This is a genomic window from Microbacterium sp. RU33B (assembly GCF_900155915.1).
In the GTDB taxonomy this organism is placed as follows: domain Bacteria; phylum Actinomycetota; class Actinomycetes; order Actinomycetales; family Microbacteriaceae; genus Microbacterium.
In genome coordinates this window covers 1,114,289-1,141,190 of sequence record NZ_FTPO01000001.1, presented here as the reverse complement: position 1 = coordinate 1,141,190, position 26,902 = coordinate 1,114,289, and the positions used below count along the sequence as shown (strand labels likewise).

The 26,902-nt window shown below is 71.7% G+C and carries 26 protein-coding genes and 2 tRNA genes; 13 read left to right on the top strand and 15 right to left on the bottom strand.

Features of this window, described 5'->3' with window-relative positions:
• The first annotated feature begins 15 nt into the window (after nucleotides 1–15).
• Genes B0B14_RS05600 through B0B14_RS05580 form a run of 5 tightly spaced genes read left to right on the top strand, consistent with a single transcriptional unit; the run spans nucleotide 16 to nucleotide 3,968 of the window.
• Nucleotides 16–573, top strand: a complete 558-nt coding sequence (locus tag B0B14_RS05600) for an RNA polymerase sigma factor (protein ID WP_076680475.1) — start codon at nucleotides 16–18, stop codon at nucleotides 571–573.
• Complete coding sequence (locus B0B14_RS05595) at nucleotides 570–1,685, top strand: DUF4349 domain-containing protein (protein WP_076680474.1); 1,116 nt, start codon at nucleotides 570–572, stop codon at nucleotides 1,683–1,685. The genes B0B14_RS05600 and B0B14_RS05595 overlap by 4 nt, the downstream gene beginning before the upstream one ends.
• A 19-nt stretch (nucleotides 1,686–1,704) precedes the next feature.
• Nucleotides 1,705–2,964 carry an FAD-dependent oxidoreductase gene (locus B0B14_RS05590; protein WP_076680473.1) on the top strand — a complete coding sequence of 420 codons (1,260 nt, stop codon included), beginning with the start codon at nucleotides 1,705–1,707 and terminating at the stop codon, nucleotides 2,962–2,964.
• A 52-nt stretch (nucleotides 2,965–3,016) separates the two neighbouring features.
• Entirely contained in the window at nucleotides 3,017–3,649 is a 633-nt protein-coding gene (locus B0B14_RS05585; protein WP_076680472.1) for an LON peptidase substrate-binding domain-containing protein, read from the top strand.
• On the top strand, nucleotides 3,636–3,968 hold the full coding sequence (locus B0B14_RS05580; protein ID WP_076680471.1) for a hypothetical protein: 333 nt from the start codon (nucleotides 3,636–3,638) through the stop codon (nucleotides 3,966–3,968). The genes B0B14_RS05585 and B0B14_RS05580 overlap by 14 nt, the downstream gene beginning before the upstream one ends.
• Nucleotides 3,969–4,003: 35 nt before the next feature.
• Here B0B14_RS05580 and B0B14_RS05575 read toward each other — a convergent pair.
• Nucleotides 4,004–4,079: transfer RNA gene (locus tag B0B14_RS05575), tRNA-Glu, on the bottom strand.
• A 109-nt stretch (nucleotides 4,080–4,188) separates the two neighbouring features.
• On the opposite strand from B0B14_RS05575, the gene B0B14_RS05570 reads away from it, so the two are divergent.
• The gene (locus B0B14_RS05570) at nucleotides 4,189–4,827 is read left to right on the top strand and encodes an MBL fold metallo-hydrolase (RefSeq protein ID WP_076680470.1); all 639 of its coding nucleotides are present in this window, start codon (nucleotides 4,189–4,191) and stop codon (nucleotides 4,825–4,827) included.
• 59 nt (nucleotides 4,828–4,886) lie between these two features.
• On the opposite strand, the gene B0B14_RS05565 is transcribed toward B0B14_RS05570, so the two are convergent.
• Genes B0B14_RS05565 through B0B14_RS05550 form a run of 4 tightly spaced genes read right to left on the bottom strand, consistent with a single transcriptional unit; the run spans nucleotide 4,887 to nucleotide 8,971 of the window.
• Nucleotides 4,887–5,156: an HPr family phosphocarrier protein gene (locus B0B14_RS05565; protein WP_076680469.1), complete on the bottom strand. Its 270-nt coding sequence runs from the start codon at nucleotides 5,154–5,156 to the stop codon at nucleotides 4,887–4,889.
• A 13-nt stretch (nucleotides 5,157–5,169) separates the two neighbouring features.
• Nucleotides 5,170–7,203 carry a PTS fructose transporter subunit IIABC gene (locus B0B14_RS05560; protein WP_076680468.1) on the bottom strand — a complete coding sequence of 678 codons (2,034 nt, stop codon included), beginning with the start codon at nucleotides 7,201–7,203 and terminating at the stop codon, nucleotides 5,170–5,172.
• Nucleotides 7,204–7,250: 47 nt separating this feature from the next.
• Complete coding sequence (gene pfkB, locus B0B14_RS05555) at nucleotides 7,251–8,198, bottom strand: 1-phosphofructokinase (protein WP_076680467.1); 948 nt, start codon at nucleotides 8,196–8,198, stop codon at nucleotides 7,251–7,253.
• Nucleotides 8,195–8,971 carry a DeoR/GlpR family DNA-binding transcription regulator gene (locus B0B14_RS05550; RefSeq protein ID WP_076680466.1) on the bottom strand — a complete coding sequence of 259 codons (777 nt, stop codon included), beginning with the start codon at nucleotides 8,969–8,971 and terminating at the stop codon, nucleotides 8,195–8,197. Before B0B14_RS05550 ends, pfkB begins: the two co-directional genes overlap by 4 nt.
• Before the next feature lie 98 nt (nucleotides 8,972–9,069).
• Here B0B14_RS05550 and B0B14_RS05545 point away from each other — a divergent pair, with 98 nt between their 5' ends.
• Entirely contained in the window at nucleotides 9,070–9,975 is a 906-nt protein-coding gene (locus B0B14_RS05545) for an aminoglycoside phosphotransferase family protein (protein WP_076680465.1), read from the top strand.
• On the opposite strand, the gene B0B14_RS05540 is transcribed toward B0B14_RS05545, so the two are convergent.
• On the bottom strand, nucleotides 9,962–10,708 hold the full coding sequence (locus tag B0B14_RS05540) for a hypothetical protein (RefSeq protein WP_076680464.1): 747 nt from the start codon (nucleotides 10,706–10,708) through the stop codon (nucleotides 9,962–9,964). The genes B0B14_RS05545 and B0B14_RS05540 overlap by 14 nt on opposite strands.
• Before the next feature lie 319 nt (nucleotides 10,709–11,027).
• Here B0B14_RS05540 and B0B14_RS05535 point away from each other — a divergent pair, with 319 nt between their 5' ends.
• Nucleotides 11,028–12,419 carry a YhgE/Pip domain-containing protein gene (locus tag B0B14_RS05535; RefSeq protein WP_076680463.1) on the top strand — a complete coding sequence of 464 codons (1,392 nt, stop codon included), beginning with the start codon at nucleotides 11,028–11,030 and terminating at the stop codon, nucleotides 12,417–12,419.
• Between the two features lie 46 nt (nucleotides 12,420–12,465).
• Here the strand turns inward: B0B14_RS05535 and B0B14_RS05530 are convergent, their stop codons facing one another.
• From B0B14_RS05530 to B0B14_RS05515, 4 genes are all read right to left on the bottom strand, one after another.
• Nucleotides 12,466–13,086, bottom strand: coding sequence for a DMT family transporter (locus B0B14_RS05530; RefSeq protein WP_076680462.1), 621 nt, complete (start codon nucleotides 13,084–13,086; stop codon nucleotides 12,466–12,468).
• Between the two features lie 114 nt (nucleotides 13,087–13,200).
• Nucleotides 13,201–13,272 (bottom strand) — tRNA-Gln (locus B0B14_RS05525).
• Between the two features lie 192 nt (nucleotides 13,273–13,464).
• Nucleotides 13,465–14,973 (bottom strand): glutamate--tRNA ligase, encoded by a 1,509-nt coding sequence (gltX, locus tag B0B14_RS05520; RefSeq protein ID WP_076680461.1) that lies wholly within the window; start codon nucleotides 14,971–14,973, stop codon nucleotides 13,465–13,467.
• A 10-nt stretch (nucleotides 14,974–14,983) separates the two neighbouring features.
• Nucleotides 14,984–15,931 carry a LysR family transcriptional regulator gene (locus B0B14_RS05515; RefSeq protein WP_076681297.1) on the bottom strand — a complete coding sequence of 316 codons (948 nt, stop codon included), beginning with the start codon at nucleotides 15,929–15,931 and terminating at the stop codon, nucleotides 14,984–14,986.
• A 94-nt stretch (nucleotides 15,932–16,025) separates the two neighbouring features.
• Between B0B14_RS05515 and B0B14_RS05510 the strand changes: the two genes are divergently transcribed.
• The 4 genes from B0B14_RS05510 to B0B14_RS05495 are packed head-to-tail and all read left to right on the top strand — an operon-like array spanning nucleotide 16,026 to nucleotide 20,388.
• A complete protein-coding gene (locus B0B14_RS05510; protein ID WP_076680460.1) occupies nucleotides 16,026–17,099 on the top strand; it encodes an aminotransferase class V-fold PLP-dependent enzyme in 1,074 nt (357 codons plus the stop codon).
• A 49-nt stretch (nucleotides 17,100–17,148) separates the two neighbouring features.
• The gene (locus B0B14_RS05505; RefSeq protein ID WP_076680459.1) at nucleotides 17,149–18,732 is read left to right on the top strand and encodes an N-acyl-D-amino-acid deacylase family protein; all 1,584 of its coding nucleotides are present in this window, start codon (nucleotides 17,149–17,151) and stop codon (nucleotides 18,730–18,732) included.
• A 35-nt stretch (nucleotides 18,733–18,767) separates the two neighbouring features.
• Nucleotides 18,768–19,154: a RidA family protein gene (locus B0B14_RS05500; protein WP_076680458.1), complete on the top strand. Its 387-nt coding sequence runs from the start codon at nucleotides 18,768–18,770 to the stop codon at nucleotides 19,152–19,154.
• Between the two features lies 1 nt (nucleotide 19,155).
• Nucleotides 19,156–20,388 (top strand): alanine racemase, encoded by a 1,233-nt coding sequence (locus tag B0B14_RS05495; protein ID WP_076680457.1) that lies wholly within the window; start codon nucleotides 19,156–19,158, stop codon nucleotides 20,386–20,388.
• 7 nt (nucleotides 20,389–20,395) lie between these two features.
• Here the strand turns inward: B0B14_RS05495 and B0B14_RS05490 are convergent, their stop codons facing one another.
• From B0B14_RS05490 to B0B14_RS05470, 5 genes are all read right to left on the bottom strand, one after another.
• Nucleotides 20,396–21,649 carry an MFS transporter gene (locus B0B14_RS05490; protein WP_076680456.1) on the bottom strand — a complete coding sequence of 418 codons (1,254 nt, stop codon included), beginning with the start codon at nucleotides 21,647–21,649 and terminating at the stop codon, nucleotides 20,396–20,398.
• Complete coding sequence (locus tag B0B14_RS05485) at nucleotides 21,642–22,409, bottom strand: fumarylacetoacetate hydrolase family protein (protein ID WP_076680455.1); 768 nt, start codon at nucleotides 22,407–22,409, stop codon at nucleotides 21,642–21,644. Before B0B14_RS05485 ends, B0B14_RS05490 begins: the two co-directional genes overlap by 8 nt.
• Before the next feature lie 31 nt (nucleotides 22,410–22,440).
• Nucleotides 22,441–23,547 carry a branched-chain amino acid aminotransferase gene (locus B0B14_RS05480; RefSeq protein ID WP_076680454.1) on the bottom strand — a complete coding sequence of 369 codons (1,107 nt, stop codon included), beginning with the start codon at nucleotides 23,545–23,547 and terminating at the stop codon, nucleotides 22,441–22,443.
• 44 nt (nucleotides 23,548–23,591) lie between these two features.
• Nucleotides 23,592–24,644: a 3-isopropylmalate dehydrogenase gene (locus B0B14_RS05475; RefSeq protein ID WP_076680453.1), complete on the bottom strand. Its 1,053-nt coding sequence runs from the start codon at nucleotides 24,642–24,644 to the stop codon at nucleotides 23,592–23,594.
• A 75-nt stretch (nucleotides 24,645–24,719) separates the two neighbouring features.
• The gene (locus B0B14_RS05470; protein WP_179085272.1) at nucleotides 24,720–26,276 is read right to left on the bottom strand and encodes an MFS transporter; all 1,557 of its coding nucleotides are present in this window, start codon (nucleotides 26,274–26,276) and stop codon (nucleotides 24,720–24,722) included.
• 65 nt (nucleotides 26,277–26,341) lie between these two features.
• Here B0B14_RS05470 and B0B14_RS05465 point away from each other — a divergent pair, with 65 nt between their 5' ends.
• Complete coding sequence (locus tag B0B14_RS05465) at nucleotides 26,342–26,887, top strand: TetR/AcrR family transcriptional regulator (protein ID WP_076680452.1); 546 nt, start codon at nucleotides 26,342–26,344, stop codon at nucleotides 26,885–26,887.
• The last annotated feature ends 15 nt before the right edge of the window (nucleotides 26,888–26,902 follow it).

Genomic DNA, 26,902 nt, shown 5'->3' with positions numbered 1-26,902 from the left:
GTGAACGGACGAGGCATGCCATACGACGACCAGCGGGACGACGCGGCGCTCGTCGCGCGCGCGGCGGGCGGGAGCGAACAGGCCTTCCGCGAGCTGTACCGCGCGTACGTGCGTCCGGTCTATTGGCTGGCGCACGGACTGCTGGGCGATGCCTCCGACGCGGAGGACGTGACGCAGGAGACCTTCCTCGTCGCATGGCGGAAGATCCCGGGGCTCGAGCTCCAGGGCGATTCACTGCTGCCCTGGCTGGCGACGGTGTGCCGATTCCAGTCGGCGAACCGCATCCGGATCCAGAAGCGCGATCGTGAGAACCTCGGGGCCGCGGCCGACGAGACGCTCGCATCGACGGTGGACGTCGAGGAGCAGGTGATCGGCGCCGACCTCGCCGAACGCATCCTGCGCGAGGTCGAGGGCCTCAGCGCCCTCGATCAGGACATCTTCCGACTCTGCGCCACCGAGGGCCACGCATATCAGTCCGCAGCCGAGCAGCTCGGCGTCGGACACGGCGTCGTGCGCAATCGTCTCTCCCGCATCCGCACGCGTCTGCGGACCGTCGTCGAGGAGACCTCATGAACACCACGTCCGACCCCCGCCCCCACGCGCTGCCCGATCTCTCGGACGACACGATCGCCCGCATGGAGAGCGACCTGTTCGCCGACATCCGCAGCGAGAGGGCCCCGCGGTCGTCCGGAGCATCCCGCCGCCGGCGCACGGGCTGGATCACCGCGGGCGCCGCCGCCGCCGTCATCGTGGTGGCCGCTGTGATCGCGCCCAGCGTGCAGGGACTCATCGTCGGAGGCGCGGGCGGCAGCGTGTCGCTCTCCGACTCCGCCGTCGCGCCGGCCCCCGAGCTCGAGGCGGCCACGGACGGCGGTGCCTTCACCGCGGAGGGCGATCGATCGGCGGGCGGCGCCGTGGACACCGTCGCCCCCCTGTCCGGGCGCGACGTGATCGCCACCGCGAACGCGACGGTCGAGGTGACGGATGCCGCGGCCGCGGCTCAGGCCATCGGCGCGGACGCCGTCGCCCGCGGAGGCTACGTCGAGTCGATGACGCTCGACGGCAGCGACGTCGTCTCGCAGGATCGGGAGTCCGGCGACGGGCTCGTCATGGTCGATCCGTCGCTGCCGTACTACGGCGGCGGAAGCTGGGTGAGCGTGCGGGTGCCGTCCGATCAGCTCACGGACATGATCGAGGGCCTCTCCGCACGGGGCGATGTGACGGCCTCCAGCATCAACCGCCTCGACGTCACCGAGCAGACCGTCGACCTCCGCGCACGCATCGACGCGGCCGAGGCCTCGGTGGCGCGCCTGACCGAGCTGATGTCGCAGTCCGCGACGGTGGCCGATCTGATCGCCGCCGAGCAGGCCCTCGCCGACCGCCAGGGCACGCTCGAGTCGTACCAGCAGCAGCTCACCGCGCTCGAGAGCCAGATCTCGCTGTCGACGCTCACCGTGACCCTCGTCGAACCCGTCGAGACGGTGACGGCAGACCCCGCCGGGTTCGGCGATGGACTGGCCGCCGGCTGGAACGGCCTCGTGGCGACCCTCAACGGCATCGTGATCGCGCTCGGCTTCCTCCTCCCCTGGCTGGTGATCGCCGGGATCGTCGTCCTGGTGGTCTGGGGCATCCGCCGCGTCGTTCGGCGTCGGCGCTCGTCGCCCTCGACGGACACGCAGGAGTGATCATCGGCACGGGGCACGCGTGACGGGGGCGGCGCACGACGTCGTCGTCATCGGCGCGGGTCTCGCCGGCCTCCGTGCCGCCGCCCGGCTCGCGGGCGCAGGTCTCGACGTCCTGGTCGTGGAGTCCTCCGACGACGTGGGGGGTCGGCAGCGCACAGACACCGTCGACGGATTCCTGCTCGATCGCGGCTTCCAGGTGCTGAACCCCGCCTACCCTGCCGTGCGTCGGTGGGTCGACGTGGACGACCTCGGAATGCGCTCGTTCCCCGTCGGCGTGCGGGTGCGTCGTGAGTCCGGGACGGCCGTGCTGCGGCATCCGCTCCGTCACCCCACCGGGATCCCGGCGACGCTCTCCGGCGGCATCGTCTCGCCGCGGCAGCTCGTCGCGCTCGCCCGCTGGATCACGCCGGCGCTGGTGCGTCCACGGCGTGCGATCGCCGGATCAGACCGGAGCCTGCGCGAAGGATGGGATCGTGCCGGACTGCACGGGCCGCTGCGCAGCGAAGTGCTCGAACCGTTCCTCGCGGGCGTCCTGGCCGAGGGCGAGGGCGCGACGTCCGACGTCTTCGCGCAGCTGCTCGTGCGCATGTTCGCCATCGGACGACCGGGCGTCCCCGAGCACGGCATCGCGGCCCTCCCCGCCCAGCTGGCCCGCACGGCGCGCGCGACGGGCGCCGAGATCCGCGTGCGCACCCGGGTCGCCGGAGTGACGACGCGGGCGGATGCCGTCGAGCTCGACGTCGTCGGCGACGACCCGCTGCGTGCGCGGTCGGTCGTTGTCGCGGTCGGCCCCGCCGACGTCGGCGACCTGATCGAGCTGCCCCGACCCGCCACGCGGGGACTGCAGACGTGGTGGTTCGCGGCGGACGCCCCGCCCACGGCATCCGCTCTGCTCTCCGTCGACGGACGACGACGGGGTCCGATCGTGAACACCGTGGTGATGTCGAACACGGCCCCCGCCTACGCCCCGCTCGGACGGCACCTCATCGAGGCGACCTGCCTCCTGCACCCCGGCGCCTCGGGGGCGAGCGAGAACGAGGTGCGCCGACAGCTCGGCGAGATATGGCAGACCGGCACGGCCGACTGGGAGCTGCTGCGACGCGACGACATCCCGCACGCCCTGCCCGCCCAGGCTCCTCCGCTGCGGGTGGTCTCGCCCTCGCGGATCGGCGACCGGCTCTACGTCGCGGGCGATCACCGCGACACGGCGTCCATCCAGGGCGCGCTCGTCTCGGGCGAACGTGCGGCCCGCGCCGTGCTGGCAGCAGCCCGCCGGTGACCGGATCCGCCCAACCGACCCCGCGACCTTCTGCGACTGGTTGACTGGGCGCATGTCCGCCACGGCCATGTTCCCCCTGAACAGCGTGCTGCTCCCCCACACGCCCATCGCCCTGCGCATCTTCGAGCCCCGGTACCTCGTCATGCTCGGACGGATGCTCGACGAGGAGGAGCCCGAGTTCGGTGTCGTGCTGATCGAGCGCGGGCACGAAGCAGGCGGCGGTGACGGCCGCAGCATGATCGGAACGATGGCGCGCATCGTGCAGGTGGAGGTCGGCGCCGAGGACATGCACCTCGTCGCGGTCGGAGACGAGCGGATCTCCGTCGATCGCTGGCTCGAGGACGACCCCTATCCGCAAGCGGAGGTCCACGCCCTCCCGCGGCTCGAATGGGACGACGCTCTCACACCACTTCGTGCCGAGGCGGAGAGAGCGGTGCGGCGGGTGCTCGCACGTGCGGCCGAGTACGGCAGCGTGCTGTGGGATCCCTCGACGGAGCTCTCCGACGACCCCGTCGCCTCCGCCTGGCAGCTCGCCGGCATCGCGCCCCTCGGCGAGTTCGACCGCTTCCGGCTCCTGCGATCGACGACGATGGGCGGTCTGCTGCGTCAGACGCTCGACCTCACGCTCGACGTCGAGCCGCTGTTGACCGCCCCACCCCTGGAGGATGACGATGACCAGCCCTGAACCCGCTGTCGCGACGCTGGTCTCCTCCGACGCCGTCGACAAGCTCACCGCGCTGGCCGTCATCTCCCGCGCCGTGGGGTCGCCGGTCGTGGGCGCGGGCACGACCGCTGCCCGCGTGCCGCTGTCGGAGGGAGTCTGGGTCGAGATCGACATCCCGAAGTTCGGAGAGCCGCCGCCGCTCGCCCTCGACGTCCACGCCGTGGATGGCGTCGAGACCGCGCGCCGTCACGCCCTGCAGCTCATGGAGGTGCTGCAGAACGCGACGGCGTGGACCGTGGTCACCGACTTCGATCGATCGCGCCCTGACCCGCACCAATGAGAAATGCCCGTCCGATCGGACGGGCATTTCTCTGTTGGTGACCCCAGCGGGATTCGAACCCGCGTTACCGCCGTGAGAGGGCGGCGTACTAGGCCGCTATACGATGGGGCCGTTTGCGACAACCGTTCGATTATGCCATGCCTCGAGCGACCGGACCAAATCGAGGCGGGGTTCGGCTGCGCGCTTGCCGGAGTCCGCGTCAGAAGGTTGACTCGACACCATGCGAGTCACCAAATTCGAGCACGCGGCGCTGAGCCTCGAGAAGTCCGGCAAGACCCTCATCATCGATCCGGGCAGCTTCACGCTCCCCCTCGAGACCGTGCAGAACGTTGTCGGCGTCGTGCTGACGCACGAGCATCCCGACCACTGGACGCCCGCGCACCTCGACCGGCTGCTGGCGTCGTTCCCCGGCATCCCGATCTACGGCCCCGAAGGAGTCGCGCGCGCCGCGGCGGCCTACGACATCATCGTCGTGCGCCCGGGCGACACGGTGTCCCTCGACCCGTTCCACCTCGAGTTCTTCGGCGGCACGCACAGCGTGATCCACGAGTCGATCCCCGTGGTCGACAACGTGGGTGTGCTCGTCGACGACGCGTTCTACTACCCCGGCGACTCCTACGCCGTGCCGAAGGGCGCGAAGGTGCAGCTCCTGGCCGCTCCCCTCGGCGCGCCGTGGCTGAAGATCGGCGAGGCGATGGACTTCGTGCTCGCCGTGGCGCCCCGCCAGGCCTTCGGCACCCACGACATGACCCTGTCCGTCTCCGGACGTGACATGCACCGCGCCCGTCTGCAGTGGGCGGTCGAGCAGCACGGTGGCGAGTTCGTGGCCCTCGACGCCGGGGAGAGCATCGACGCCTGACCCCGGGAACGACGGATGCCGCGCACCCCGGAGGGTGCGCGGCATCCGTTCGTCTGCGACTACTGCGCGTCGAGATCCGTCTCCAGGAGTGCGGCGAGCTCGTCGAGCGCCTGCTCGGCTCCGTCGCCCTCCGCCTTGAGGGTCACGACCGTGCCGTGCCCGGCGCCCAGACCCATGAGGGAGAGGATGCTGCCCGCGTTGAGATCGGGACCACCCTCCACCGCGATGGTGACGGGGATCTTCTTCTCCTGGACGGCCTGCACGAAAAGCTTCGCGGGACGTGCGTGCAGCCCGGAGCTGCTCGCGATGGTGGCCTGACGTTCTGCCATCTCTTCCTCCTGATTATGCGGCGGTCGCGACCAGGCCGGCCTCGGCGGCCTGGAGCTCCTTCGGAGCCACGAACCGCTTCAACGCGACGACGATCAGCGCTGATACGACCGTACCGGCGACCAGCGCCAGGACGAAGCCCCACACGGGGTTGATGGCGAAGAACACGAAGATGCCGCCGTGGGGCGCGAACGACTGCACGCCGATCAACATGCTGAGCGCACCCGTGACCGCGCCCCCGACCATCGATGCCGGGATGACGCGCAGCGGGTCGGCTGCCGCGAACGGGATCGCACCCTCGGAGATGAAGGCGGCGCCCAGGAGCCAGGCCGCCTTGCCGTTCTCCCGCTCGACCGGCGTGAAGAGCGGCCGTGCGAGCACCGTCGAGGCCAGCGCCATCGCGAGCGGCGGCACCATGCCGGCGCACATGACCGCCGCCATGATGAGGTAGGGCGTCGTGTTCGAGGTGGACGCCGCCGCGAGGCCCGTGGTCGCGAAGACGTACGCGACCTTGTTGACGGGTCCGCCGAGGTCGAAGCACATCATGAGACCGAGGATGATTCCCACCGCGACGACACCGACACTGCTGGCTGCGAGGTCGTTGAGGCCGTTGGTCAGCTCGGTCATGAGCCATGCGATCGGGCGGCCGAGGAAGAGCACCATGAGACCCGAGGCGATGATCGATCCCACGAGCGGGATGATGACGACCGGCATGAGCCCGCGCAGCCATCGAGGCGCGTCGAGGCGTCCGATCCACCAGGCGACGAATCCCGCGAGGAGACCCCCGATGATGCCGCCGATGAAGCCGGCGCTCATGAGCAGCGCCACGGCGCCCGCGACGAATCCGGGCGCGATCCCCGGCCGATCCGCGATGGCGAACGCGATGTAGCCGGCGAGCACCGGGACGAGGAAGTTCATCGATGCCGCGCCGATCATGAAGGCAACGGAACCGAGGTACTGACCGAGACCGCCGGCGGGGAGGTCCCACAGCGAGTTCTCGATGATGACCGTTCCCGCGTCATCCGTCACCTGGTAGCCGCCCAGGAGGAAGCCCAGCGCGATCAGCAGACCGCCACCGGCGACGAACGGGATCATGTAGCTGACGCCGGTGAGCAGGATGCGCTGGATCCTCGCGCCGCCCGAGAGCTTCGCCTCAGACGCACCCGACGGCGCAGCTCCGGCCGTGCCCGAGACGCGGGTCGCGCTCGGGTCGTTCGCGGCGGCCACGGCTTCGCGCACCATCTGGTCGGGCTGCTCGATGCCCCGCTTGACGCCGGAGCGGATGACGGGCTTGCCGGCGAACCTCTGCTGTTCGCGCACGTCGACGTCGGTCGCGAAGATGACCGCGTCCGCGTCGTCGATCACGCTCTGCGGGAGCGCCCTGTAGCCACTGGAGCCCTGCGGTTCGACGACGAGGTCGATGCCGGCCTTCTGTCCGGCCGCGGTGAGCGCGTCGGCGGCCATGAAGGTGTGCGCGATGCCGGTCGCGCACGCGGTGACCGCCACGATCTTGGCGGGACGCCCCTCGACGGTGAGCCCGTCGCCGGCGACAGCGACCGAGGCGGCGGCCTTCGGGGCGAGATCGAGCGGGGCCTCGCCCTCCCCGATCGCCGCGTCGACGATCGCGACGACGTCGGCGGACGTCCGCGCCGCGCGCAGACCCGCTGTGAAGTCGGGCTGCATGAGGCTGCGCGCGAGCTTCGACAGCACGGCGAGGTGCTCCTCCGCCGCGCCGTCGGGCGCCGCGATGAGGAAGACCAGGTCGGCGGGGCCGTCCGGGGCGCCGAAATCGACGCCGGGGCTCAGCCGTGCGAACGCCAGCGACGCGCGGGTCACGGCGGCGCTCTTTGCGTGCGGGATGGCGATGCCGCCGGGCAGCCCGGTCTCGTCCTTCGCCTCGCGGGCGAGGGCGTCGAGGGCGAGGGCCTCGGCGTCGGTGGCGCGGCCCTCGGCGGCGACTCGGGCTGCGAGAGCCCGGATGACGTCCGCCTTGTCGGAGCCGAGACCGACGTCGAGACTGACGAGCTCCGCCGTGATCGTTTTGGACACGATGACCTCCAGTGGTCGATGTGGTGGGTGGGTGGGAAGGGGTGGAATCAGAGGAGAAGTGAGACCGGCACGTCGCCGGGCGGAAGGTCGCCGGGGGCCGGCGCCTGGGTTCCGGGGAGCGATGCCGCCGCCGAGCCGTAGCGGATGGCTCGGCGGAGCCGCTCCTCCGCGGCAGCGCCCTCCACGTCGGCGAGCAGGTAGCCCGCGAGGGAGCTGTCGCCGGCGCCGACCGTGCTCTGCACGCGGATCGGCGGCGGGGTGCCCGCCCACGCCCCGTCGGCCTCGACGAGGACGGCCCCGTGCGAGCCCAGCGTCACGAGGGCGGCGCCGACACGCGAGGGCACGAGCGTGCGGGCCACCGGCAGCACCGCCGATGCGAGCTCGGCCGCCTCATCGAGCGCGACACCGGCCAGCTCGGCGAGCTCTTCGTCGTTGGGCTTGATGAGGTCGGGGTGCGCGCGCTCGACCACGGCCGTGAGCGCGGCACCGGAGGTGTCGACGGCGATGCGCGGCGCGTCGGACCCGTGGGCGGCGCGCACCGCGGTGATGACATCGACGTAGAAGTCGTCGCCCACGCCCGGGGGAAGCGACCCCGCCAGCACGAGCCAGCGGGCGCCGCGGGATGCCTCGACGACCGCCGCGACGACCGCCGCGGCCTCGGTCGGAGCGAGCGTGGCCCCCGGAAGGTTGAGCTTGGTCGTGACGCCGTCGGGATCGGTGATCGTGAGGTTCGCGCGAGCGTGCCCGGTCACCGCCACCCGGTGGGTGGCGATGCGGGTCGCACGCAGAGCCGCGTCGAACGGGTCGTCCTCGGCGAGCGGGAGCACGGCGACCGCGTCGACGCCGGCGGCGGCGACGACGCGCGCCACATTGATGCCCTTGCCTCCCGCGTCTTCACGGGCGGATGCGGCGGCCTGCACCTCTCCGGGGCGCAGCGCCTCGTCGAGCGCGATCGCGCGATCGAGCGATGGGTTGGCGGTGAGGGTCACGATCATGCGAGCCACACCTCCACGCCGGCCTCGGCCAGAGCATCGGCCAGGACGGGCTCGGGGGCCGCATCGGTCACGAGGACGTCGATCGCATTCAGGGGGGCGAAGCTCACGAGGAGCTCACGGCCGAGCTTCTCGGCATCCGTCACGAGCACCACGCGACGCGCTGCCCGCACGATCGCGGACTTGACGGCGGCTTCGTCGGGATCGGGGGTGGAGACGCCGAACCCGGCGGACAGACCGTTGGCCCCGAGGAACGCGACGTCCGGCCGGAGCGACTCGATCGCGCGCACCGTGTCGGATCCCACGGCGGCGGCGGTGAGACCTCGGATGCGACCGCCGATGACCGAGAGAGACACGCCGGGCACGCCGGCGAGCACCTGGGCGAGCGTCAGCGCGTGGGTCACGACCTCGACCGGGCTTCCCGTGGACCTCGAGGCGAGTCGCGCCGCGACCGCCCCGGTGGTCGTGCCGGCGTCGAAGTAGACCGAACCGACCGAGGTGTCGAGCGCGGAAAGCGCACGGACGGCGATGGCGGACTTCGCGGCGCCGTGGCGCTGGAGGCGATCGGTGAGAGAAGGCTCGGTGGTGCTCGCACGTTCCCGCGGGACGGCGCCGCCGTGCACACGCCGCAGAGTGCCGATGCCCTCGAGGTGGGCGAGATCGCGACGGATCGTCTCCGTCGTCACGTCGAAGCTCTGCGCGAGCTCGATGACACTGACCCGGCCGTCCTCGTTCAGGCGCTGCTCGATGAGGTCTTGGCGCTCCGTTGCGTACACGTGGCATCCTCCTTTGGAATAGCCACACACTACAACAGGATCCAACACATACACAACAACAAAGGCGAAGATCTTTCCGCCCCCTCTAGGGTCGTGTCGTGCCCGACAAACCTTCCGCCGAGTTCGCGATCGACGCTCTGCTGGTGCGCAGGCTGCTGACCCAGGCATCCGCGTCGCTTCCGGATGCCGCGGACCAGCCGCTCCGGCATGCGGCAGACGGGTGGGACTGCGCCGTGTGGCGCCTGGGAGACGACCTCGCTGTCCGCCTCCCCCGGCGTGGACTGGCCGCTCCGCTGATCCGGCATGAGCAGAGATGGCTTCCTTCGATCGCCGAGCGGATGGAGGCGACCGGCGTCCGGGTGCCGACGCCTCTCTTCTGCGGCGAGCCGGACGCGGGCTATCCGTGGCCGTGGTCGATCGTGCCGTGGATCGACGGAGCGTCGGGACTCGAGGTGCTCCGGAGCGAGCGCAGCGGATGGGCGCGGCCGCTCGCGGCGGCACTGGTCGCCCTGCATGCGCCCGCGCCGCCCGATCACCCGGTGAACCCGTTCCGCGGGGGTGCGCTCGCGGATCGCGATCCCACCGTGCGCGAACGTCTCGACGGCCTGCGCGCACGAGGGCTGAGGGGCCTCGACGGCGTGGCCGCTCTCTGGGCGGAGGGCCTCGCGGCGGCGCCGTGGAGCGGACCGGCCGTCTGGATCCACGGCGACCTGCATCCCGGAAACCTCGTGGCCGAAGGATCGCGGCTGGTGGGGATCATCGACTTCGGAGATGTCACGGCCGGCGATCCGGCGTACGACCTCGCCGTCGCGTGGCTCGCCTTCGACGCGGTCGGGCGGTCGCGGTTCGTCGCCGCGACAGGCTCCCGCTACGACGCGGCGACCTGGATCCGCGCACGCGCGTGGGCCGTCGCCGTCACGCTGATGCTGCTGCACCACAGCGACGACAACCCCGCCTATGCGGCGCTCGGGGAGGAGGCCGCCGCAGAACTCAGCTCCCGCTGATCTCGCCGGCGGCATCGACCCACACGTCGATGACGCCGCGCCGAGCGACGAAGCGCACCGAGCTGTCGGCCGGCAGATCCACGCCGATCATCGACGCCATCCCCGGCCAGACCGTGAAGTCGATCTGGGGATCGAGACCGTCGCGGCTGCACTGCATCGTGCCGTACCACGCCGCGGGGTCGTCGTCGCCTCCGCCCGCCATGACGAGGCAGGTGGCGCCGTCGAGGCGATCGACGGTCCACAGGGAGACGTCGTTCCACCGTTCGTAGGTGCGCAGGGACTCCAGGTCCAGCGCACCGCCGCTGCCGACGTCGGGCAGCGGCACGTTCTCGATCGGGCGCTGCGTCGCATCGGGCGCGCGCTCGCCGAGCGACGTGACGCCGAGCGTGAGGGCGATGCCTGCGGCGAGGCCGGCTCCTCCCGCGACCCACAGCGGCCAGCGCCGACGTCGCGGCGGCGGGAGCACGGGATCGGAGGAGGAGGATGCGACCGCCGCATCGGAGACGGATGGCGCACCCGGCGTCGGCTCGATCGGCGGAGCCGGATGCGGGGGTGCCGCAGCGTCCGCCTCAGCCGGCAGCGGATCGGTCTGCACCGCCGCGCCACGGGCGCGCCCCTCGAGGTCCTCCAGCCGTGCGAGCTCCGCCGCGGACAGGCCCGATGACTGCGGGCCGTACGCACGGCGGCGGAGCTCTCGCAGCTCCTCGTCGGCGTCCGGCGTCAGCGTCGTCACAGCATCCATTCTGCCGCCCCTCCGGCACGATGGCGCCGTGCCCTCCGCGGTGACTTGTGGCCATTCCACAAGAAACTGAGTGTCACCATCCCTGCGACTTGGTTTCTTTCCCAGACTCTGGTCGTCGCGCACGGAAACGGGGCGGCGCGGCTGTTAGTGTCGCACCGCTCTCACGACGAAACCCCCTGGGGTCGGGATGCGCCAAGGACGGCACGCCCCGATGGGTTCGATCACACCCCCCGATCGATCGTCGGCCGGCCACAGCATGCCGGTGCATCCGCCACGCCTGCGTGCAGGCGCAACACCATGGAGTCCCTCGATGACGAGTACCCACACCCACGCGCACGGCCTCGGCATGCGCATCGCCGTCATCGTGCTCAGCGTCCTGCTGGCCGCGATGATCTTCCTCTACTTCGCGACGACGTCGCGGATCGCCGAGGGTGCCGCCCAGCTGTCGTCGGGCGCCTCACGGGCCGACGACGGCTCAGCCGCGGTCGCGGCGGGAGCCGAGAAGCTCTCCGACGGCGCGGGCGACCTCGCCGCCGGCGCGGGCGCGCTGCACGAGGGGGCGACGACGGCCGACACCGGCGCCGCCGCGCTCTCCGCCGGCGCCGTCTCTGCGGCCACCGGTGCCGCGACCCTCGCCGACGGATCGACGTCGCTCGCCGCCGGCGCGTCGTCGGCCGCCGCGGGTGCGTCCACGCTGTCGGCAGGAGCCTCCAACGCCCTCGCCGGGTCCAACCGGCTCGCCGCCGGCGCCCGGAGCGCGGCGGAGGGCGCGGCGACGGTCGCCTCCGGTGCGGCGAGCATCTCGGCGGGAGTGATCGGCGCGCAGGCGTATGCCTCCGGCATCGTCGCCGCGCTCCCCGCCGAGGCGACGCTCACGCCGCTCGTCACCGGGGCCGACACGATCCGCGCCACGCACTCCGCGGCGAAGAGCAACGCCTCCCAGCTCACGGCGGGCATCGCCACGGCGATCGCGACGGGTGACACGAGCACACTCGACGGCCTGCTCGTCACCGCGGCCACCCTCGAGGCGCAGGTGAACGGCATCGAGAAGGCCGTGGTCTCCGCTCCCGACCTCGCGTTGGGCCTCCTGAAAGCCAAGGGCGGTGTCAGCAACCTGATCAACGGCGATGCGGCCCTGACGCCCACGCCGTGGCCGGGACTGGTCGCCCTGACCGACGCGGAGAAGGGCGCGCCCGCGCTCGCCGCCGGTGCGCAGCGGCTCAGCGCGGGCACGAGCGAGCTCCGCGACGGGGCCGCGAATCTGACCGCGGGTCTCCAGTCGCTCTCGAGCGGAGCGTCCCGTCTCACCGTGGGGGCGCAGAACCTCAGCGCCGGCGCATCGCGTCTGGGAGACGGTGCCGCGAGCCTGGCGACCGGCACGTCGACCCTTTCGACGGGGGCCGCGTCGCTGGCCACGGGGATCGGAGCGCTCTCCGACGGCACCGGCGCGCTCGCCGACGGCTCGGCGTCACTCGCAGAGGGCAGCGGCGACCTGTCCGCGGGCGCCGCGTCTCTCGCCGAGGGCACCGGACGCATCGCCGACGGTTCGGGCGAGCTCGCCTCCGCGACCGCCGCGGCGGCACCCTCGATGATCCCCTGGATGCTCGGTGTCGCTCTGGCCGGCCTGATCGCCGTCGGATTCTGGGTCGGTCACCGCATCGCCCACCGGACTCGTCGCATCGGCGCGATCGCGACGGCCTGAGCCTCAGTCGTGGGGCGCGGGCGGCTCCGGCATCCCGCGCCCCACATCACTGCGACACGGCGACGACCGCCACTCCCGATAGCACCAGCACGATCCCGAGGAGCTGGATGCGCGCGAGCCGCTCCTTCAGCAGCCACCATCCGAGCACGACGGTCACGGCGGGGAAGACGGAGGCGCAGACCGCGACCACCGACAGCATCCCCGACGTGCTCGCCACGGCGAAGCAGAGGTTCGCCAGGAACCCGAGCACTTCGATCGCGATGATCCCGACGAGGTTGCGACCGGCGGCCCGGGGGACGACCCGTAGTGCGGCGACGGCGATCAGATACACGAGGAGGGTGGTGAGCACGTTGGCGAGGAGCGTCGCCGAGACGTCGTGCGCACTCCCCCACGCCACCGCGAGATTGTTCACGCCGAATCCGACCGCCGCCACGAGGGCGAGCACGATCGGCCGGACCCCGCCGCGTTCGGCGCCGCGCACCTCGGGGCCGCTTGCGAGCACCGTTCCGATCACGGCCACGATCATCCCGGCGACGAGCAGCGGTCCCGGCGTGTCGCCGCCGACGATCCCCGCGCCGACCGGGACGAGAACGCTGAGAGCGGCGATCGGGGCCACGACGCCCATCGTCCCGATCGCGAGCGCCCGGTACAGCGCCGCGACGCCCACGGCGGCACCGCAAGGGTGACGGCGCGACGCCCGATCGCCGGCCAGACCCGCGCAGCGTTCGGAACCGACTTCCGGTCACGAAAAAACCCCCGGATGACCGGGGGTTTTTCAAAGCTGGGGTACCTGGACTCGAACCAAGAACAAAGGTACCAGAAACCTCCGTGTTGCCAATTACACCATACCCCAAGGCGCCGAGCCGAAGCCGTGCCGAAGATCGAGTCTACCCTGACTCCGCTCCTCATCCAAACCGCGGCGTGTCCGTAATCCCGCGTCCCGCTCGGTCGGAGAATTCGCCGAACGTCGGAGGCATCCGCCCGAATCCTCCGACGATGACCTGATTCTCCGACCGACGTCGTCGCCGAACCTGCGGCCGAACGCTCAGCGCTCCACGAACGCCGACAGCCGACGGATCGACTCGGCCTTGCCGAGCAGCTCCATCGACTCGAACAGGGGGGGCGAGATGCGGCGGCCGCTCAGGGCGACGCGGAGCGGCCCGAAAGCCACCCGCGGCTTGAGTCCGAGCTCGTCGACGAGGGCCGTCGTCAGCGCGGTCTGCACCGCAGCCGTGGTGAACTCCTCCTCCGGGACGAGCTCGAGCGCGCCGACGGACGCCACGACGACATCGTCGGCGTTGGCCGGGAGCGATGCCAGAGCGTCGTCGGCATACGTCACGGCGTCGGTGAAGAGGAACCCCAGCAGCCCGGGGACATCGCCCAGGATCTGCACGCGCTCCTGGACGAGCGGTGCGGAGGCCGCGATCAGCGTCTGTTCGCGCTCGGTGAGCTGCTCCCCCACCACGCCCGCGGCGCGCAGGTACGGCACGATCCGCGCGGCGAAGTCGGCGGGCTCCAGCATCCGGATGTGGTCGCCGTTGATCGACTCGGCCTTCTTCTGGTCGAAGCGAGCCGGGTTCGGGTTGACGTCGACGATGTCGAACGCCGCCGTGAACTCCTCGAGCGTGAAGATGTCGCGATCGGGGCCGATCGACCAGCCGAGGAGCGCGAGATAGTTGAGCAGCCCCTCGTGGATGAATCCGCGCTCGCGGTGCAGGAAGAGATCCGCCTGCGGGTCGCGCTTGGAGAGCTTCTTGGTGCCGGTCTCGCCGAGCACGAGCGGCATGTGGCCGAACCGGGGCACGAAGCCGGTGACGCCGGCATCGATGAGCGCGCCGTAGAGCGCGAGCTGCCGGGCGGTCGAGGGCATGAGGTCTTCGCCGCGGATCACGTGCGTGATGCCCATCAGCGCATCGTCCACCGGGTTGGTGAAGGTGTAGAGCGGCTGCCCGCCGGCGCGCACGACCACGAAGTCGGGGAACGACCCGGCGGGGAACGTCACCTCGCCCCGGATGAGGTCGACGTACGTGAGGTCGTGGTCGGGCACGCGGAGGCGCCACGCGGGCTCGCGGCCCTCGGCGCGGAACGCGGCCTTCTGCTCGTCGCTGAGCGAGCGGTCGAAGTTGTCGTAGCCGAGCTGCTTCGCCCGCCCGTTCGTCGCGTTGCGCGCGTCGATCTCCTCGGCGGTCGAGTACGACTCGTACACGGCGCCCGAGGAGATGAGCTGCTGCAGCACGTCGGCGTAGATCGGACCCCGCTCGCTCTGGCGGTACGGCGCGTGCGGCCCGCCCTTCTCGACGCCCTCGTCCCAATCGATCTCGAGCCACGTGAGCGCGTCGACGAGCTGCCGGTAGCTCTCCTCGCTGTCGCGCGCGGCATCGGTGTCCTCCACGCGGAAGATCATCCTGCCGCCCGTATGGCGCGCGTACGCCCAGTTGTACAGGGCCGTGCGGACCATTCCGACGTGCGGGAGGCCGGTGGGCGAGGGGCAGAACCGCACGCGCACGTCGGCGCCTGTCGCGGTCGTGGTGCGGGGATCGGGTGCAGAAGACATCCGGTCCAGTTTAGGCGTCGGGATGCCTCGCGTCGGGGCGGTCGTCGAGCGCGCGACCGATCGCGGTGAGCACCGCCTGCACCGAGGGCACGCGGTCCGCCCCGTGGGCCGTCACGACGTGCAGGGTGCGTCGCTCCTCGGCGGGCAACGGGAGCGTCACGACCCCCGGGAGCTGCGGGAACGAATCGACCGCGAGGCGCGGCAGGGTCGCGACCCCGATACCCTGCGCGACCAGGCCCTCGACGGCGACGAAGTTGTCGGTCTCGAAGGCGATGCGCGGTTCGAAGCCGGCCCGATCGCAGACTTCGAGGAGGTGGCCGCGGCAGCGCGGACAGCCCGCGATCCAGTCCTCACCCGACAGGTCGCCGAGCGCGACGCGTCCGGCGATCGCCGCGGGATGCCCCGCCGGCAGGACGGCGAGCAGGTCGTCGGTGCCGACGGTGCGCACCGCGAGTCCACGGGCGCTCAAGCGGTGCGGATCGTCGCGGTCGCCGGGATAGCTGAACGTGAGCGCGATGTCGGCGCGGTCCTCGCGGACGGCGGCGACGGCTTCCGGCGGCTCGGCCTCGACGAACGTCACGACGAGCCCGGGATGCCGGTGCGACAGGTCGGCGAGCAGACGCGGGACGACGGAGGGGGATGCCGAGGGGAAGGCCACGAGGCGCACGCGGCCGGAGCGCACGCCGCGAAGCTCGGCGAGCTCGCCGACCGCGGCATCCAGCGCCGTCGTGACCGCAGGGGCGTGGCGGGCGAGGATGCGTCCGGCATCGGTGAGGCGCACGGTGCGACCGACGCGCTCGATCACCGCGACGCCGAGCCGCTGCTCGAGACGCTTCAGCTGCTGGCTCACGGCGGGCTGGCTGTATCCGAGAGCCTCGGCCGCCGCCGTGATCGAGCCCTCGTCGGCCACGGCTTTGACGACCCGCAGCGACTGCACGTCGAGACCGGGGTCGTCCATCGCATCGCTCACGACTCAATGATAAGCATCGCGCATGCTTTGCATGCGATACCTGCCGTAGACCATTGTGTTTTCCTCCTCCACGCTGGGAGGCATGAGCGCGACGATGGTCCACCCCCGCGAAGACCTCGCGCGTGTGCGGGATGCGTTCGCGGGCGGTGCGGGCTACCTCGCTGCGTGCACCGTGGGCCTGCCGCCGCGCGCCACCCGCGACGCGGTGCTCGCCGATCTCGACTCCTCTGTCGCGGGTCGTCCCGATCCGGCGTCGTACTCCTCCGCCGTGGAGCGGTCCCGGGCGCACTTCGCCACCCTCGTCGGCGTTCCCCCGACGCGCATCGCGATCGGGTCGCAGACCTCCGTACAGGCCTCTCTGCTCGCCGCCTCCCTCCCGGACGGCGCCGAAGTGCTCGTCCCCGAGCGGGACTTCTCATCGATCGTGCTGCCGTTCGTCCACGCCGGGCGCGGCATCCGCGTGCGCACGGCACCCCTGCACGCGCTGGCCGACGCCGTCGGGCCGGCCACGGCGCTCGTGGCCTTTTCGCTCGTGCAGTCGGCGACGGGCGAAGTGGCCGACGACGCGGCCATCGTCGCGGCAGCCCGTGCCCACGGGGCACGCACGCTGTGCGATGCGACCCAGGCCGTCGGCTGGATGCCGGTCGATGCGAGCAGGTACGACGCCCTCGTCTGCCACGCGTACAAGTGGCTGTGCGCGCCGCGCGGTGTCGCATTCCTGGCCGTGTCGGCCGACTACTCCGCGACGCTGCGCCCGGTGCATGCGGGCTGGTACGCCGGCGACGACCCGTGGACGTCGTGCTACGGCGCCGCTGTCGAATTGGCCGACGATGCGCGCCGGTTCGACACCTCACCGGCCTGGCAGGCGTTCGTCGGCGCCGAACCTGCTCTGGCTCTGTTCGCCTCGCTCGACATCGCCTCCGCTCACAGCCACGTGACCGCGCTCGCGACGGCATTCCGCGAGGGCGTGGGACTCCCCCACGCGGTGCGGTCCAGCGCGATCGTGACGTGGAGCGATCCCGACGGATGCGATCTCGCCCGGCTGACGGCATCCGGGATCACGGCCTCCGGCCGCGACGGACGTGCGCGCGTCGCGTTCCACGTCTTCAACGACCTCGACGACGTCGGGCGGGCGCTGGCCGCGCTGGGGCGCTGACCCGCCGACAATAGACTCGATCCGGCCGCCCCGCCGGAGAGGACCCGCGATGACCGACGCATCCCGCCGCACCGTGCTGCGCGGCGGGGTCGTGATCGACGGGATCGCCGCGATCCGCCGGCGTGCCGACGTCGCGATCGAGGGCGAGCGGATCGTCGCCGTCGGATCGGTCGCCGCGGACGGCGCCGACGAGGTCGTCGACTGCACCGGACGCCTCATCCTGCCCGGCTTCATCGACGCCCACGCGCACGCCGACGGCGCGCTCTTCCGCGACGACGTGCAGCTCGCGCTGCTCCGGCAGGGGGTCACGACCGTCGTCGGCGGTCAGGACGGCGTGTCGTACGCCCCCGGAGACGGCGCCTGGGCTGCGCGCTACTTCGCCGCGATCAACGGATCGCATCCCTCGTATTCGGGCGGCGGCGTCGCCGAGCTTCTGGCGTCGTACGACGCCGCGACGCGCCTGAACGCCGGATACCTCGTACCCGCGGGCACGGTGCGCCACGAGATCATGGGCATGTCGACGGATGCCGCGTCCCCCGCCGAGCTCGCCGAGATGCGACGACTCGTGGCGGATGGACTCGCCGACGGCGCGCTCGGGATGTCGACGGGGCTCGACTACGTCCCCGGCGTCTTCGCCGGAACCGACGAGATCGCGCGGCTGTGCGATCCCGTGGCGGCCGTCGGGGGCCTCTACGTCACGCACATGCGCGGCGGCTACGAGACGGGCTCGGAGGCCGGACTGCGCGAGGTCGCCGCCATCGCCGCCCGCAGCGGCGTGCGCGTGCACGTGTCGCACCTCCACCTCGATCAGGCGGAGGCGCACCGCCTGCTCGGCGACCTGACGGCGGACGGCGTCGACGTCACGTTCGACATGTACCCCTACACCCGCGGCTGCACGCTCGTGTCCATGGCCGTCCTTCCGCCCGCGTACAGCGCGCTCGACGTCGACGTCGCCCTCGAACGCCTCCGCGATCCGGCCGAGCGCGACGCGCTCGTGCGCGACTGGTTCCCCTCGATCGCCGAGAAGCCCAGCCTCGGACCGGACTGGCCGCACATGATCACGATCGGCCACACCCCCGCCGCCGAGTGGTCGTGGGCGGAGGGCCTGACGCTCGCCGAGATCGCCGCGCGGAGCGACACCGACGTCGTCACCGCCACCCTCGACCTCCTCGTCGCCGGGCGGCTCGAAGTGAACGCGGTGATGGCCGTGCGCGACGAGCGGCCCGTCGACAACCTGGCGCGCCTGTTCGCCCACGACGCCCACCTCGGCGGCTCCGACGGCATCTGGATCGGAGGGGTGCCCCACCCCCGCGCAGCCGGAACGTTCGCACGCTACCTGTCCACTTTCGTCGGCAGAGCCTTCTCCTGGGAGGGCGCCGCGCAGCACCTCGCCGGCCGCACGGCTGCGCGGTTCGGGCTCGGCGATCGCGGCGCGGTGCGGCCGGGCTGGATCGCCGATCTCGCGATCGTCGACCCGCACGGCGTCGGCGATACCGCGACCTACGCCACCCCCCGCACACCGTCCGTGGGGATCGACGACGTCTTCGTCGCCGGAGTCCCCGTGCTCGCCCGCGGCGCTCTCACGTCCGCCCTCCCCGGTCGCGGCATCCGTCGCGCCACTCTCTCCCGCTGATCGCGCCGACCTCCGGCATCCTGAAAGGACCACCCATGACGAAGAAGGCCCTCCTGCTCGACGACGCTCCGAAGCCCGCCGGGCCCTACAGCCACGGCATCGTCGCGGGCGGGTTCGTGTTCACCGCCGGCTTCGGTCCGCAGGACCCCGCCACGGGCACGGTGGTCGACGGCGGCGTGTACGAGCAGACCCGGCAGGTGCTGCGCAACGTCCGCAGCGTCGTCGAGGCCGCGGGGGCGTCGATGGCAAACGTCGTCAAGGTCACCGCGCACCTGCAGCATCTGCACCGCGACTTCGCGGAGTACAACCGGGCGTACGCGGAGTTCTTCGTGGAGCCCTACCCCGTCCGCACGACCGTCGGGTCGGACCTGGCGGACATCCTCGTCGAGATCGACGTCGTCGCGAAGCTGCCCGAGGCCTGACGTGAGCGCGGGACGCATCCTCACGTCGTCCGACAAGTCCCTGCCGGCGTGGGCCGCCGGTCTCACGGCGTCGGAGTTCCTGGCACGATCCCCCCGCGTCGCCGACCTGTGGACGCCGGCGCTCGTGCTCGAGGAGGCGGCCCTCGACGCGAACATCGCGTTCCTCGCCGACTTCGCGGTCTCCCGCGGACTCGAGCTCATGCCGCACGGCAAGACGACGATGGCGCCCGTTCTGTGGCGACGGCAGCTCGACGCCGGCGCGACCGGCATCACGGTCGCGACGCCGTGGCAGCTGCGCGTGGCGCGGGATGCCGGTGTCACCGACGTCATGCTCGCGAACCAGCTCTCCGACCCCCACGCGATCGTCTGGCTCGCCGACGACCTCTCCGCGCGCGGCGGGCGCGTCTGGAGCTGGGTGGATTCCCCGGAGGCCGTCGAGGCCGTCGAGGAGGCCCTTCGCGGCCGTGACGCGCAGCTCGAGGTGCTCGTGGAGCTCGGACGCGACGGCGGGAGGACCGGCGTCCGCACGCTCGACGATGCGGTGCGTCTGGCCGAGCGCGTCGCCGCGTCGCCGGTGCTGCGTCTTGCGGGCGTCGCGGGCTACGAAGGCGCCGTGGCGAAGGGGCGGGGAGAGGCACCGGATGCCGCGGCCCGCGCCTTCGTCGCCGATCTCGTGGAGCTCGGCCGCCGAATCCGTCCGCTCGGCGATGACGGCGACGCAATCGTGACCGCCGGCGGCAGCGCGTATCCCGACGTCGTGGCCGATGTCTTCGCCGCGGCAGACGACCCAGAGACGCGCTTCGTGCTGCGCTCGGGCGCCTACCTCGTCCACGACGAGGGGTACTACCGCTCGGTGTCGCCGTTCGAGGGCGCGGGCCTCCGCCCGGCCGCGCGCGGCCTCGCGCGCGTCGTGTCCGCACCGGAGCCCGGACTCGTCCTCGTCGACGCCGGCAAGCGCGACTTCCCCTACGACGAGGGGATGCCCGTCCCGCTGTTCGCGCTGTCGACCGCCGGCCGCACCGACCTCGCGGGAGCCCGGACCCGCAAACTCAACGACCAGCACGCGTTCGTCGAGCTCGCCGCCGACACGGCCCTGCGGATCGGCGACATCATCGTGTTCGGCCTCTCCCACCCCTGCACGATGTTCGACAAGTGGCGCGTCATCCCCGTCGTCGACTCGATCGACGACGTCGACAGCGCGATCGTGACCGACCTCGTCGAGACGATCTTCTGAGGCCCGGTCAGTCCCGCGGCCCGCGCGCGAGCGGGGACAGTCCCGCGACGGCGGCGACCAGGACGAGCGCGCACAGCGCCAGCCCGCCGTAGCCGATCTGGCCCAGGATCACGCCGGCGAGGACCGCGCCCACCGCCGCCGACAGCGTCATGACGGTGTCGCTGACACCCTGCCTTCGCGGACGCATCGCCGTGACGGTGCTCTCCGTGAGCAGGGCCGCACCCGACACCGTCGCAGCGCTCCAGCCGAGGCCGAGCAGCAGGAGGGCGATGATGACGGCGACGACCTCGTGCGACCACAGCGCCGCGACGAGGAGCGACGCCGCGAGCACCGCCTGCCCGAGGAGGATCACGGGCACTCGGCCCCAGCGGTCGGCGAGCCATCCGAAGACGGGCGAGAGTCCGTACATCCCGAAGACGTGCAGCGCGATGGTCAGCCCCACGAGGAAGTCGACGCGGCCACCGGCCATGTGCACGAGGTGCACCGGGGTCATCGCCATGACGGAGGCCATCACGACGTGGGAGCCGGCGACGGCGAAGACGGCGTAGCGCGCGGCGAGAGGTCGATCGGCCTCGACGATGTGCTCGCGCGCCGCCTCCCCCGCGCGTGCGAGCCGCTGGGCGATCCGGAGCGGATCCGGCCGCAGCGCGACGAGGTAGAGGGTGAGGGCGAGCACCTGGGCGACGATCGAGAACGCGTAGGCGCCGGTGAGGCGCGGCATCCCGAGCACAGCGCCCACGGCCTCGCCGGGAGCGAGGAGCAGGGGCCCGAGCACGCCGCCGACGGTCGTGGCCCACACGACCGTGCCCAGGTCGCGGGCCCGGCGCGACGTGGGGCTGAGGTCGGTCGCCGCGAAGCGGGACTGGAGGTTTCCGGCGTTGCCCGCGCCGATCAGGATGACGCCCACGATGAGCAGCGGGAAGCTGCGTGCCGCCGCGGCCGTGATCACGATTGCGATGCCGACGACCGCGAAGAGATTGCCGAGCGTCAGCGCGAGACGGCGGCCGCGTCGGGCGGCGAGACGCGCGAGCGGAATGGCGCACAGCGCAGCGCCGAGGGTGACGGATGCCGTTGCCAGCCCCGAGAGCGACTCCTGACCCGACAGATCGGCCGCGAGGAGCGCTCCGAGCGAGATCGTCGCGCCGAACGCGACGCCGCCGAGCACCTGACCGGCCGCCAGCACCGCGACGGTGCGCCGCTGGATCGCGGCGACCTCGCTCAGGGTCGGCGCGGGCGCCTCGACGGACGCGGCGTCAGGCATCCCGTGCCGTGTTGCGGAGGATCCCGAGACCGGTGACCTCGACTTCGACCACGTCGCCCGCCACGAACGGACCGACTCCGGCGGGCGTGCCCGTGAGGATCACGTCGCCCGGGAGCAGGGTGAAGGCGGCCGACGCGTACGCGACGATCTCGGCGACGTCGTAGACCATGTCGCCGAGCAGACCGCGCTGCTTCACCTCGCCGTTGACGCGCGTCTCGATCCAGACCTCGGCCGACGGGTCGAACTCGGTCTCGATCGCGGGTCCGAGCGGGCAGGACGTGTCGAATCCCTTCGCCCGCGCCCACTGCCCGTCGCTCTTCTGCAGGTCGCGCGCGGTGACGTCGTTGGCGATCGTGTAGCCGAACACGTAGTCCAGCGCGCTCTCGCGGGGCACGTTCTTCGCGACGCGTCCGATCACGGCGGCCACCTCGCCCTCGAAGTCGATGCGCTCGGACTGCCTCGGCAGCACGATGTGGTCGTTCGGACCCACGACCGACGTGTTCGGCTTGAAGAAGAGCATCGGCTCCGCCGGAACCTCGTTGCCGAGCTCCGCCGCATGGTCGCGGTAGTTGCGCGCGATCGCCACGATCTTCGAACGCGGGATGACGGGCGCGAGCAGCGTGACCTCGGCGAGCGGGATCCGCTCCCCCGTGGTGTCGAACCCGACGAACATCGGATCGCCCTTGAGCACGACGAGCTCGCCCTCGTCGACGATCCCGTAGGTGATGGCTTCCTGGTGGCTGACGCGTGCGATCCTCACCGCACCAGCCTACTCAGCCGACCGCTCCGGCTCAGGCGTCGAGGCGCACCAGCCAGCCGTGGGTGTCTTCCCTGCGGCCGTACTGGATGTCGGTCAGCTCTTCGCGCAGCGACAGGGCGAGCTCGCCGGTCGGCTGCTCGTCGATGAAGTCCGCGCCCTTGAGCGTGCCGATCGGGGTGACGACGGCGGCGGTGCCGCACGCGAACACCTCGACGATGTCGCCGGATGCCACGCCCTGGCGCCACTCGTCGAGCGACACCCGCCGGCCCTCGACCTTGTGGCCGCGGTCTCGGGCGAGCTGCAGGAGCGAGTCGCGGGTGATGCCCTCGAGGATCGAAGGCGATTCGGGCGTGACGAGGGTGCCGTCCTTGTAGACGAACACCACGTTCATGCCGCCGAGCTCCTCGACGTTGCGGTCCTGGTCGAGGAAGACGACCTGGTCGCACTCCCGCTCGTAGGCCTCGGACTGCGGGAGCAGGCTCGAGGCGTAGTTGCCGCCGGTCTTCGCCGCGCCCGTTCCGCCCTTGCCGGCCCGCGAGTAGTCCTCGCTGAGCCAGATCGACACCGGGCGCACGCCACCGGTGAAGTACGCGCCCGCGGGCGAGGCGATGAGGTAGTACGCCACCTTGTTGGCGGGGCGGACCCCCAGGAACGCCTCCTTCGCGAACATGAAGGGGCGGAGGTACAGGCTCTGGTCGGCACCGGAGGGCACCCAGTCGCCGTCGACCGCGATGAGTTCGCGCAGCGACTGGATGAAGTACGACACCGGCAGCTCGGGCAGCGCGAGACGGCGCGCGGAGCGCTGCAGGCGGCGACCGTTCTGGTCAGGACGGAAGGTGTGCACCGAGCCGTCGGCGTGACGGTAGGCCTTGATGCCCTCGAAGATCTCCTGGCCGTAGTGCAGCACGGCGGCGGCGGGATCCAGCGCGATCGGACCGTACGGCTGCACGCGCGGGCGGTGCCAGCCGCCCTTCGTCGACCAGCAGATGTCGACCATGTGGTCGGTGAAGCTCGTGCCGAAGCCCGGGTTCGCGAGGATCTCGGCGCGCTGCTGCGGCGTCTTGCCGTTGAGGCTCCGGGTGACGGAGAAGTTCAGCGGGGCGAGTCCGGTGTCGGGGTCGGAGTCGATGAGGGTCATGTCACGTCCTGAGGGTTCGGGCGACGCGTCGCGGCGGTTACAGGTTACGCCTGCAGCCGGGCGGCGATGGCGTCGCCGATCTGAGTGGTGGTGCGGGAAGATCCGTCGCGGGCCGCGATGTCGTCCTCGACCGCGCGGATGACGCCGTCTGCTTCGCCGGTGAGCCCCAGGTGATCGAGCATCAGGGCGACGGAGAGGATCGCGGCCGTGGGATCGGCCTTCTGCTGTCCTGCGATGTCGGGCGCCGAACCGTGGACGGGCTCGAACATCGACGGGAACGCGCCGTCGGGATTGATGCTCCCGGATGCGGCGAGACCGATGCCACCGGTGACGGCGCCGGCCAGATCTGTGAGGATGTCGCCGAAGAGGTTGTCGGTGACGATCACGTCGAAGCGGCTGGGGTTCGTGACCAGGTAGATCGTGGCCGCGTCGACGTGGATGTAATCTACCGCGACATCGGGATGCTCGGCGGCCACCTCAGCGACCACGCGCTGCCAGATGCCCCCCGCGTGCACGAGAACGTTGGTCTTGTGCACCCACGTCAGCTTCTTGCGCCGCCGTTGCGCGAGGTCGAACGCGTAGCGGACGACCCGCTCCACGCCGTAGGCCGTGTTGACGGATGTCTCATTGGCCACCTCGTGCGGGGTGCCGACACGGATCGCGCCGCCGTTGCCGACGTAGGGGCCCTCCGTGCCCTCGCGCACGACGACGAAGTCGATGTCGCCGGGCTCGGCGAGCGGACCCGCCTGGCCCGGGTAGAGCTTGGACGGGCGGAGGTTGACGTACTGGTCCAGCGCGAAGCGGAGCTTCAGCAGCAGGCCGCGCTCGATGTTCGCGTCGCGCAGTCGCGGATCGCCGGGCACTCCCCCGACGGCGCCGAACAGGATGACGTCCTGCCCCTTCAGCGACTCCAGATCGTCGTCGGGAAGGGTGTCGCCGGTCTCGAGGAAGCGATCGGCGCCGAGCGAGTACCGTGTGCGGTCGAAGATCACCTCACCGCCGGAGGTGGCGGCATCCAGCACCTTCTCCGCCTCGGCCACGACCTCGGGACCGATGCCGTCACCCGGGATGACGGCCAGCTTCACGACACGCGACATGGGACTCCTCGCTCGGGGATGGCGCGCCGAGAGGCGCCCGAGTCCAGGGTATCGGCCCCGGCGGCCGCGTCCGCGTCAGTGCTCGGCGGGCACGGCGGCGGCGTGGCGTCCGAGCGTGAGCGCCGCGATCACCGCGGCGAGGAGCACGAGGCCCGTTCCGATGAGCGCTGTGACGCCCACGCCCGCGTCGAACGCGTGAGCCGCGGCATCCCGGAGCGCGGCGCCGAGTGCCGAGTCCAGCCCGTCGGCGGCAACCATGGCCCCGGCGAGGGTCTCGCGCGACGCCTCGGCGGCCTCCGCGGGGAGTCCCGCGGGCAGGACGAGGTTCGCACGGTAGAGCGCCGCGAGGGCGCCGCCGATGATCGTGGTGCCCAGGACTGCGCCCAGCTCGTAGGCGGTCTCCGACACGGCGCTCGCGGCTCCGGCCTTGGAGGGCGGCGCACTCGCGAGGATGAGCTCGTTCGAGACGGTCTCGGCCGCGCCGATCCCGATCCCGAGGCTGACGAAGGCGACGACGAGCAGCTCGAGCGAGCCGGTGATCATGCTCACCCACACCAGCAGGTAGCCGAGCACCGAGAACGCCAGGGCCGACGGCACGACGATGCGGGGCGCGACGCGCTTGGCGATGGGCACCACGGTGAGCCCCGCGACGATCATCGCGAGGAGACCGGGCACGAGCGCGAGCCCGGCCTGGAGCGGCGACAACCCGATGACGAGCTGGAGATGCTGCGCCACGAAGTAGAGGAAGCCGACGAGTCCGACGACGCTCAGCAGGTTCACGAGCACCGAGCCCGAGAACGACCCGCGGCGGAACAGCGCCATGTCGAGCATCGGCACCGGGAGCGCGAGCTGACGACGCACGAACAGCACACCGGCGATGACGCCGATCACGACGAGCACGAGCGGGAGGACGCTCTCGAAGCCGTGGACGGCGAACTCCTTGATCGCGTACACGATCGGCAGCATGGTCGCCATCGAGAGCGCGATGCTGACGACGTCGATGCGGCCGGGGTTCGGGTCGCGGCTCTCGGGCACGAGGATCGGCACGAGCACGACCAGCGGGATCAGCACCGGGACGGCCATGAGGAACAGCGAGCCCCAGGCGAAGTGCTCGAGCAGGATGCCGCCCACGATCGGCCCGAGCGCGGCGCCGGCGGAGAACGCGGACGCCCAGACGGCGATCGCGAGGCGGCGCTGGTCGCGGTCGGTGAAGATGCTCCGCAGGAGCGAGAGCGTCGAGGGCATCAGCATCGCGCCGAAGACCCCCATGAGGGCGCGTGCGGCGATCAGCAGGGCCGCCGTGGGTGCGAAGGCGGCGAGGGCGGAGACCGCCGCGAAGCCGACCGCGCCGATGAGCAGCATCTTGCGGCGACCGAAGCGGTCGCCGAGGGTCCCCATCGTGACGAGCAGGCCCGCGAGGACGAGCGGGTACGCGTCGATGATCCACAGCTGCTGGGTGCTCGTCGGCCCCAGATCGAGGGCGATCTGCGGAAGCGCGAAGCTCAGCACCGTGTTGTCGACCGAGACGAGCAGCACGGGGAGCATGAGCACGACGAGCGCGGCCCAGCCGCGCCATCCGACCTTCTTGGCCTGTGCGTCTGCGAGCGAGAGTTCTTGAGTGAGTGTCATCATGTTTACGTACCGTCCAGCCGGTATAGTATCAGATCCATGGACATCGCGCGGATACGATCGAGCACATGAGTCGCCCTCCCCTCGCTCGCGAGAAGGTCCTCGACGCGTTCGAGGCGCTCCTGGTCGCCGAAGGCGAGCGTGCGGCGACGATGGATGCCACCGCGCGCGGCGCCGGCGTCTCCAAAGGCGGTCTCCTCTACCACTTCGCCTCGAAGGACGCCCTCGAAGCAGGCATCGTCGAGCGCCTGCGCGCACTCGTGGACGAGGACGTCGCCGCCATGACGGCGGCGCCCGAGGGTGCCGTCGCGCACTACCTCTACTCCTCCGTGATGGAGAACGATCCGCTCGATCGGGCGATCCTCGCGACCTCCCGCCTCGCGCAGGGCGGCAACCACACCGCGGCCGACGCGCTGCGCGACGTCCGCGAGAAGTGGGCCGACGCGATCAGGCCGCACGCGCACAACGAGACCGCGCTCGACCTCGTGATGCTCGTCGGCGACGGCCTCTACTTCAACAACGCGCTCTCCGGCGGGTCGATCCCGGGCCCCGTCCCCCGCGGCGCGGCGATGGACGCGCTCGTCGCCCTCGTGCAGCGCGCGATCCGCTCCTGACGCGACCCCGATGAG

Excerpts from the sequence above, each read along its gene's own strand:
- B0B14_RS05600 (WP_076680475.1), top strand. The coding sequence starts at position 16 with ATGCCATACGACGACCAGCGGGACGACGCGGCGCTCGTCGCGCGCGCG.
- B0B14_RS05595 (WP_076680474.1), top strand. The coding sequence starts at position 570 with ATGAACACCACGTCCGACCCCCGCCCCCACGCGCTGCCCGATCTCTCG.
- B0B14_RS05585 (WP_076680472.1), top strand. The coding sequence starts at position 3,017 with ATGTCCGCCACGGCCATGTTCCCCCTGAACAGCGTGCTGCTCCCCCAC.
- B0B14_RS05580 (WP_076680471.1), top strand. The coding sequence starts at position 3,636 with ATGACCAGCCCTGAACCCGCTGTCGCGACGCTGGTCTCCTCCGACGCC.
- B0B14_RS05570 (WP_076680470.1), top strand. The coding sequence starts at position 4,189 with ATGCGAGTCACCAAATTCGAGCACGCGGCGCTGAGCCTCGAGAAGTCC.
- B0B14_RS05565 (WP_076680469.1), bottom strand. The coding sequence starts at position 5,156 with ATGGCAGAACGTCAGGCCACCATCGCGAGCAGCTCCGGGCTGCACGCA.
- pfkB (WP_076680467.1), bottom strand. The coding sequence starts at position 8,198 with ATGATCGTGACCCTCACCGCCAACCCATCGCTCGATCGCGCGATCGCG.
- B0B14_RS05535 (WP_076680463.1), top strand. The coding sequence starts at position 11,028 with ATGACGAGTACCCACACCCACGCGCACGGCCTCGGCATGCGCATCGCC.
- gltX (WP_076680461.1), bottom strand. The coding sequence starts at position 14,973 with ATGTCTTCTGCACCCGATCCCCGCACCACGACCGCGACAGGCGCCGAC.
- B0B14_RS05515 (WP_076681297.1), bottom strand. The coding sequence starts at position 15,931 with ATGGACGACCCCGGTCTCGACGTGCAGTCGCTGCGGGTCGTCAAAGCC.
- B0B14_RS05510 (WP_076680460.1), top strand. The coding sequence starts at position 16,026 with ATGAGCGCGACGATGGTCCACCCCCGCGAAGACCTCGCGCGTGTGCGG.
- B0B14_RS05505 (WP_076680459.1), top strand. The coding sequence starts at position 17,149 with ATGACCGACGCATCCCGCCGCACCGTGCTGCGCGGCGGGGTCGTGATC.
- B0B14_RS05500 (WP_076680458.1), top strand. The coding sequence starts at position 18,768 with ATGACGAAGAAGGCCCTCCTGCTCGACGACGCTCCGAAGCCCGCCGGG.
- B0B14_RS05490 (WP_076680456.1), bottom strand. The coding sequence starts at position 21,649 with ATGCCTGACGCCGCGTCCGTCGAGGCGCCCGCGCCGACCCTGAGCGAG.
- B0B14_RS05480 (WP_076680454.1), bottom strand. The coding sequence starts at position 23,547 with ATGACCCTCATCGACTCCGACCCCGACACCGGACTCGCCCCGCTGAAC.
- B0B14_RS05475 (WP_076680453.1), bottom strand. The coding sequence starts at position 24,644 with ATGTCGCGTGTCGTGAAGCTGGCCGTCATCCCGGGTGACGGCATCGGT.
- B0B14_RS05470 (WP_179085272.1), bottom strand. The coding sequence starts at position 26,276 with ATGATGACACTCACTCAAGAACTCTCGCTCGCAGACGCACAGGCCAAG.
- B0B14_RS05465 (WP_076680452.1), top strand. The coding sequence starts at position 26,342 with ATGAGTCGCCCTCCCCTCGCTCGCGAGAAGGTCCTCGACGCGTTCGAG.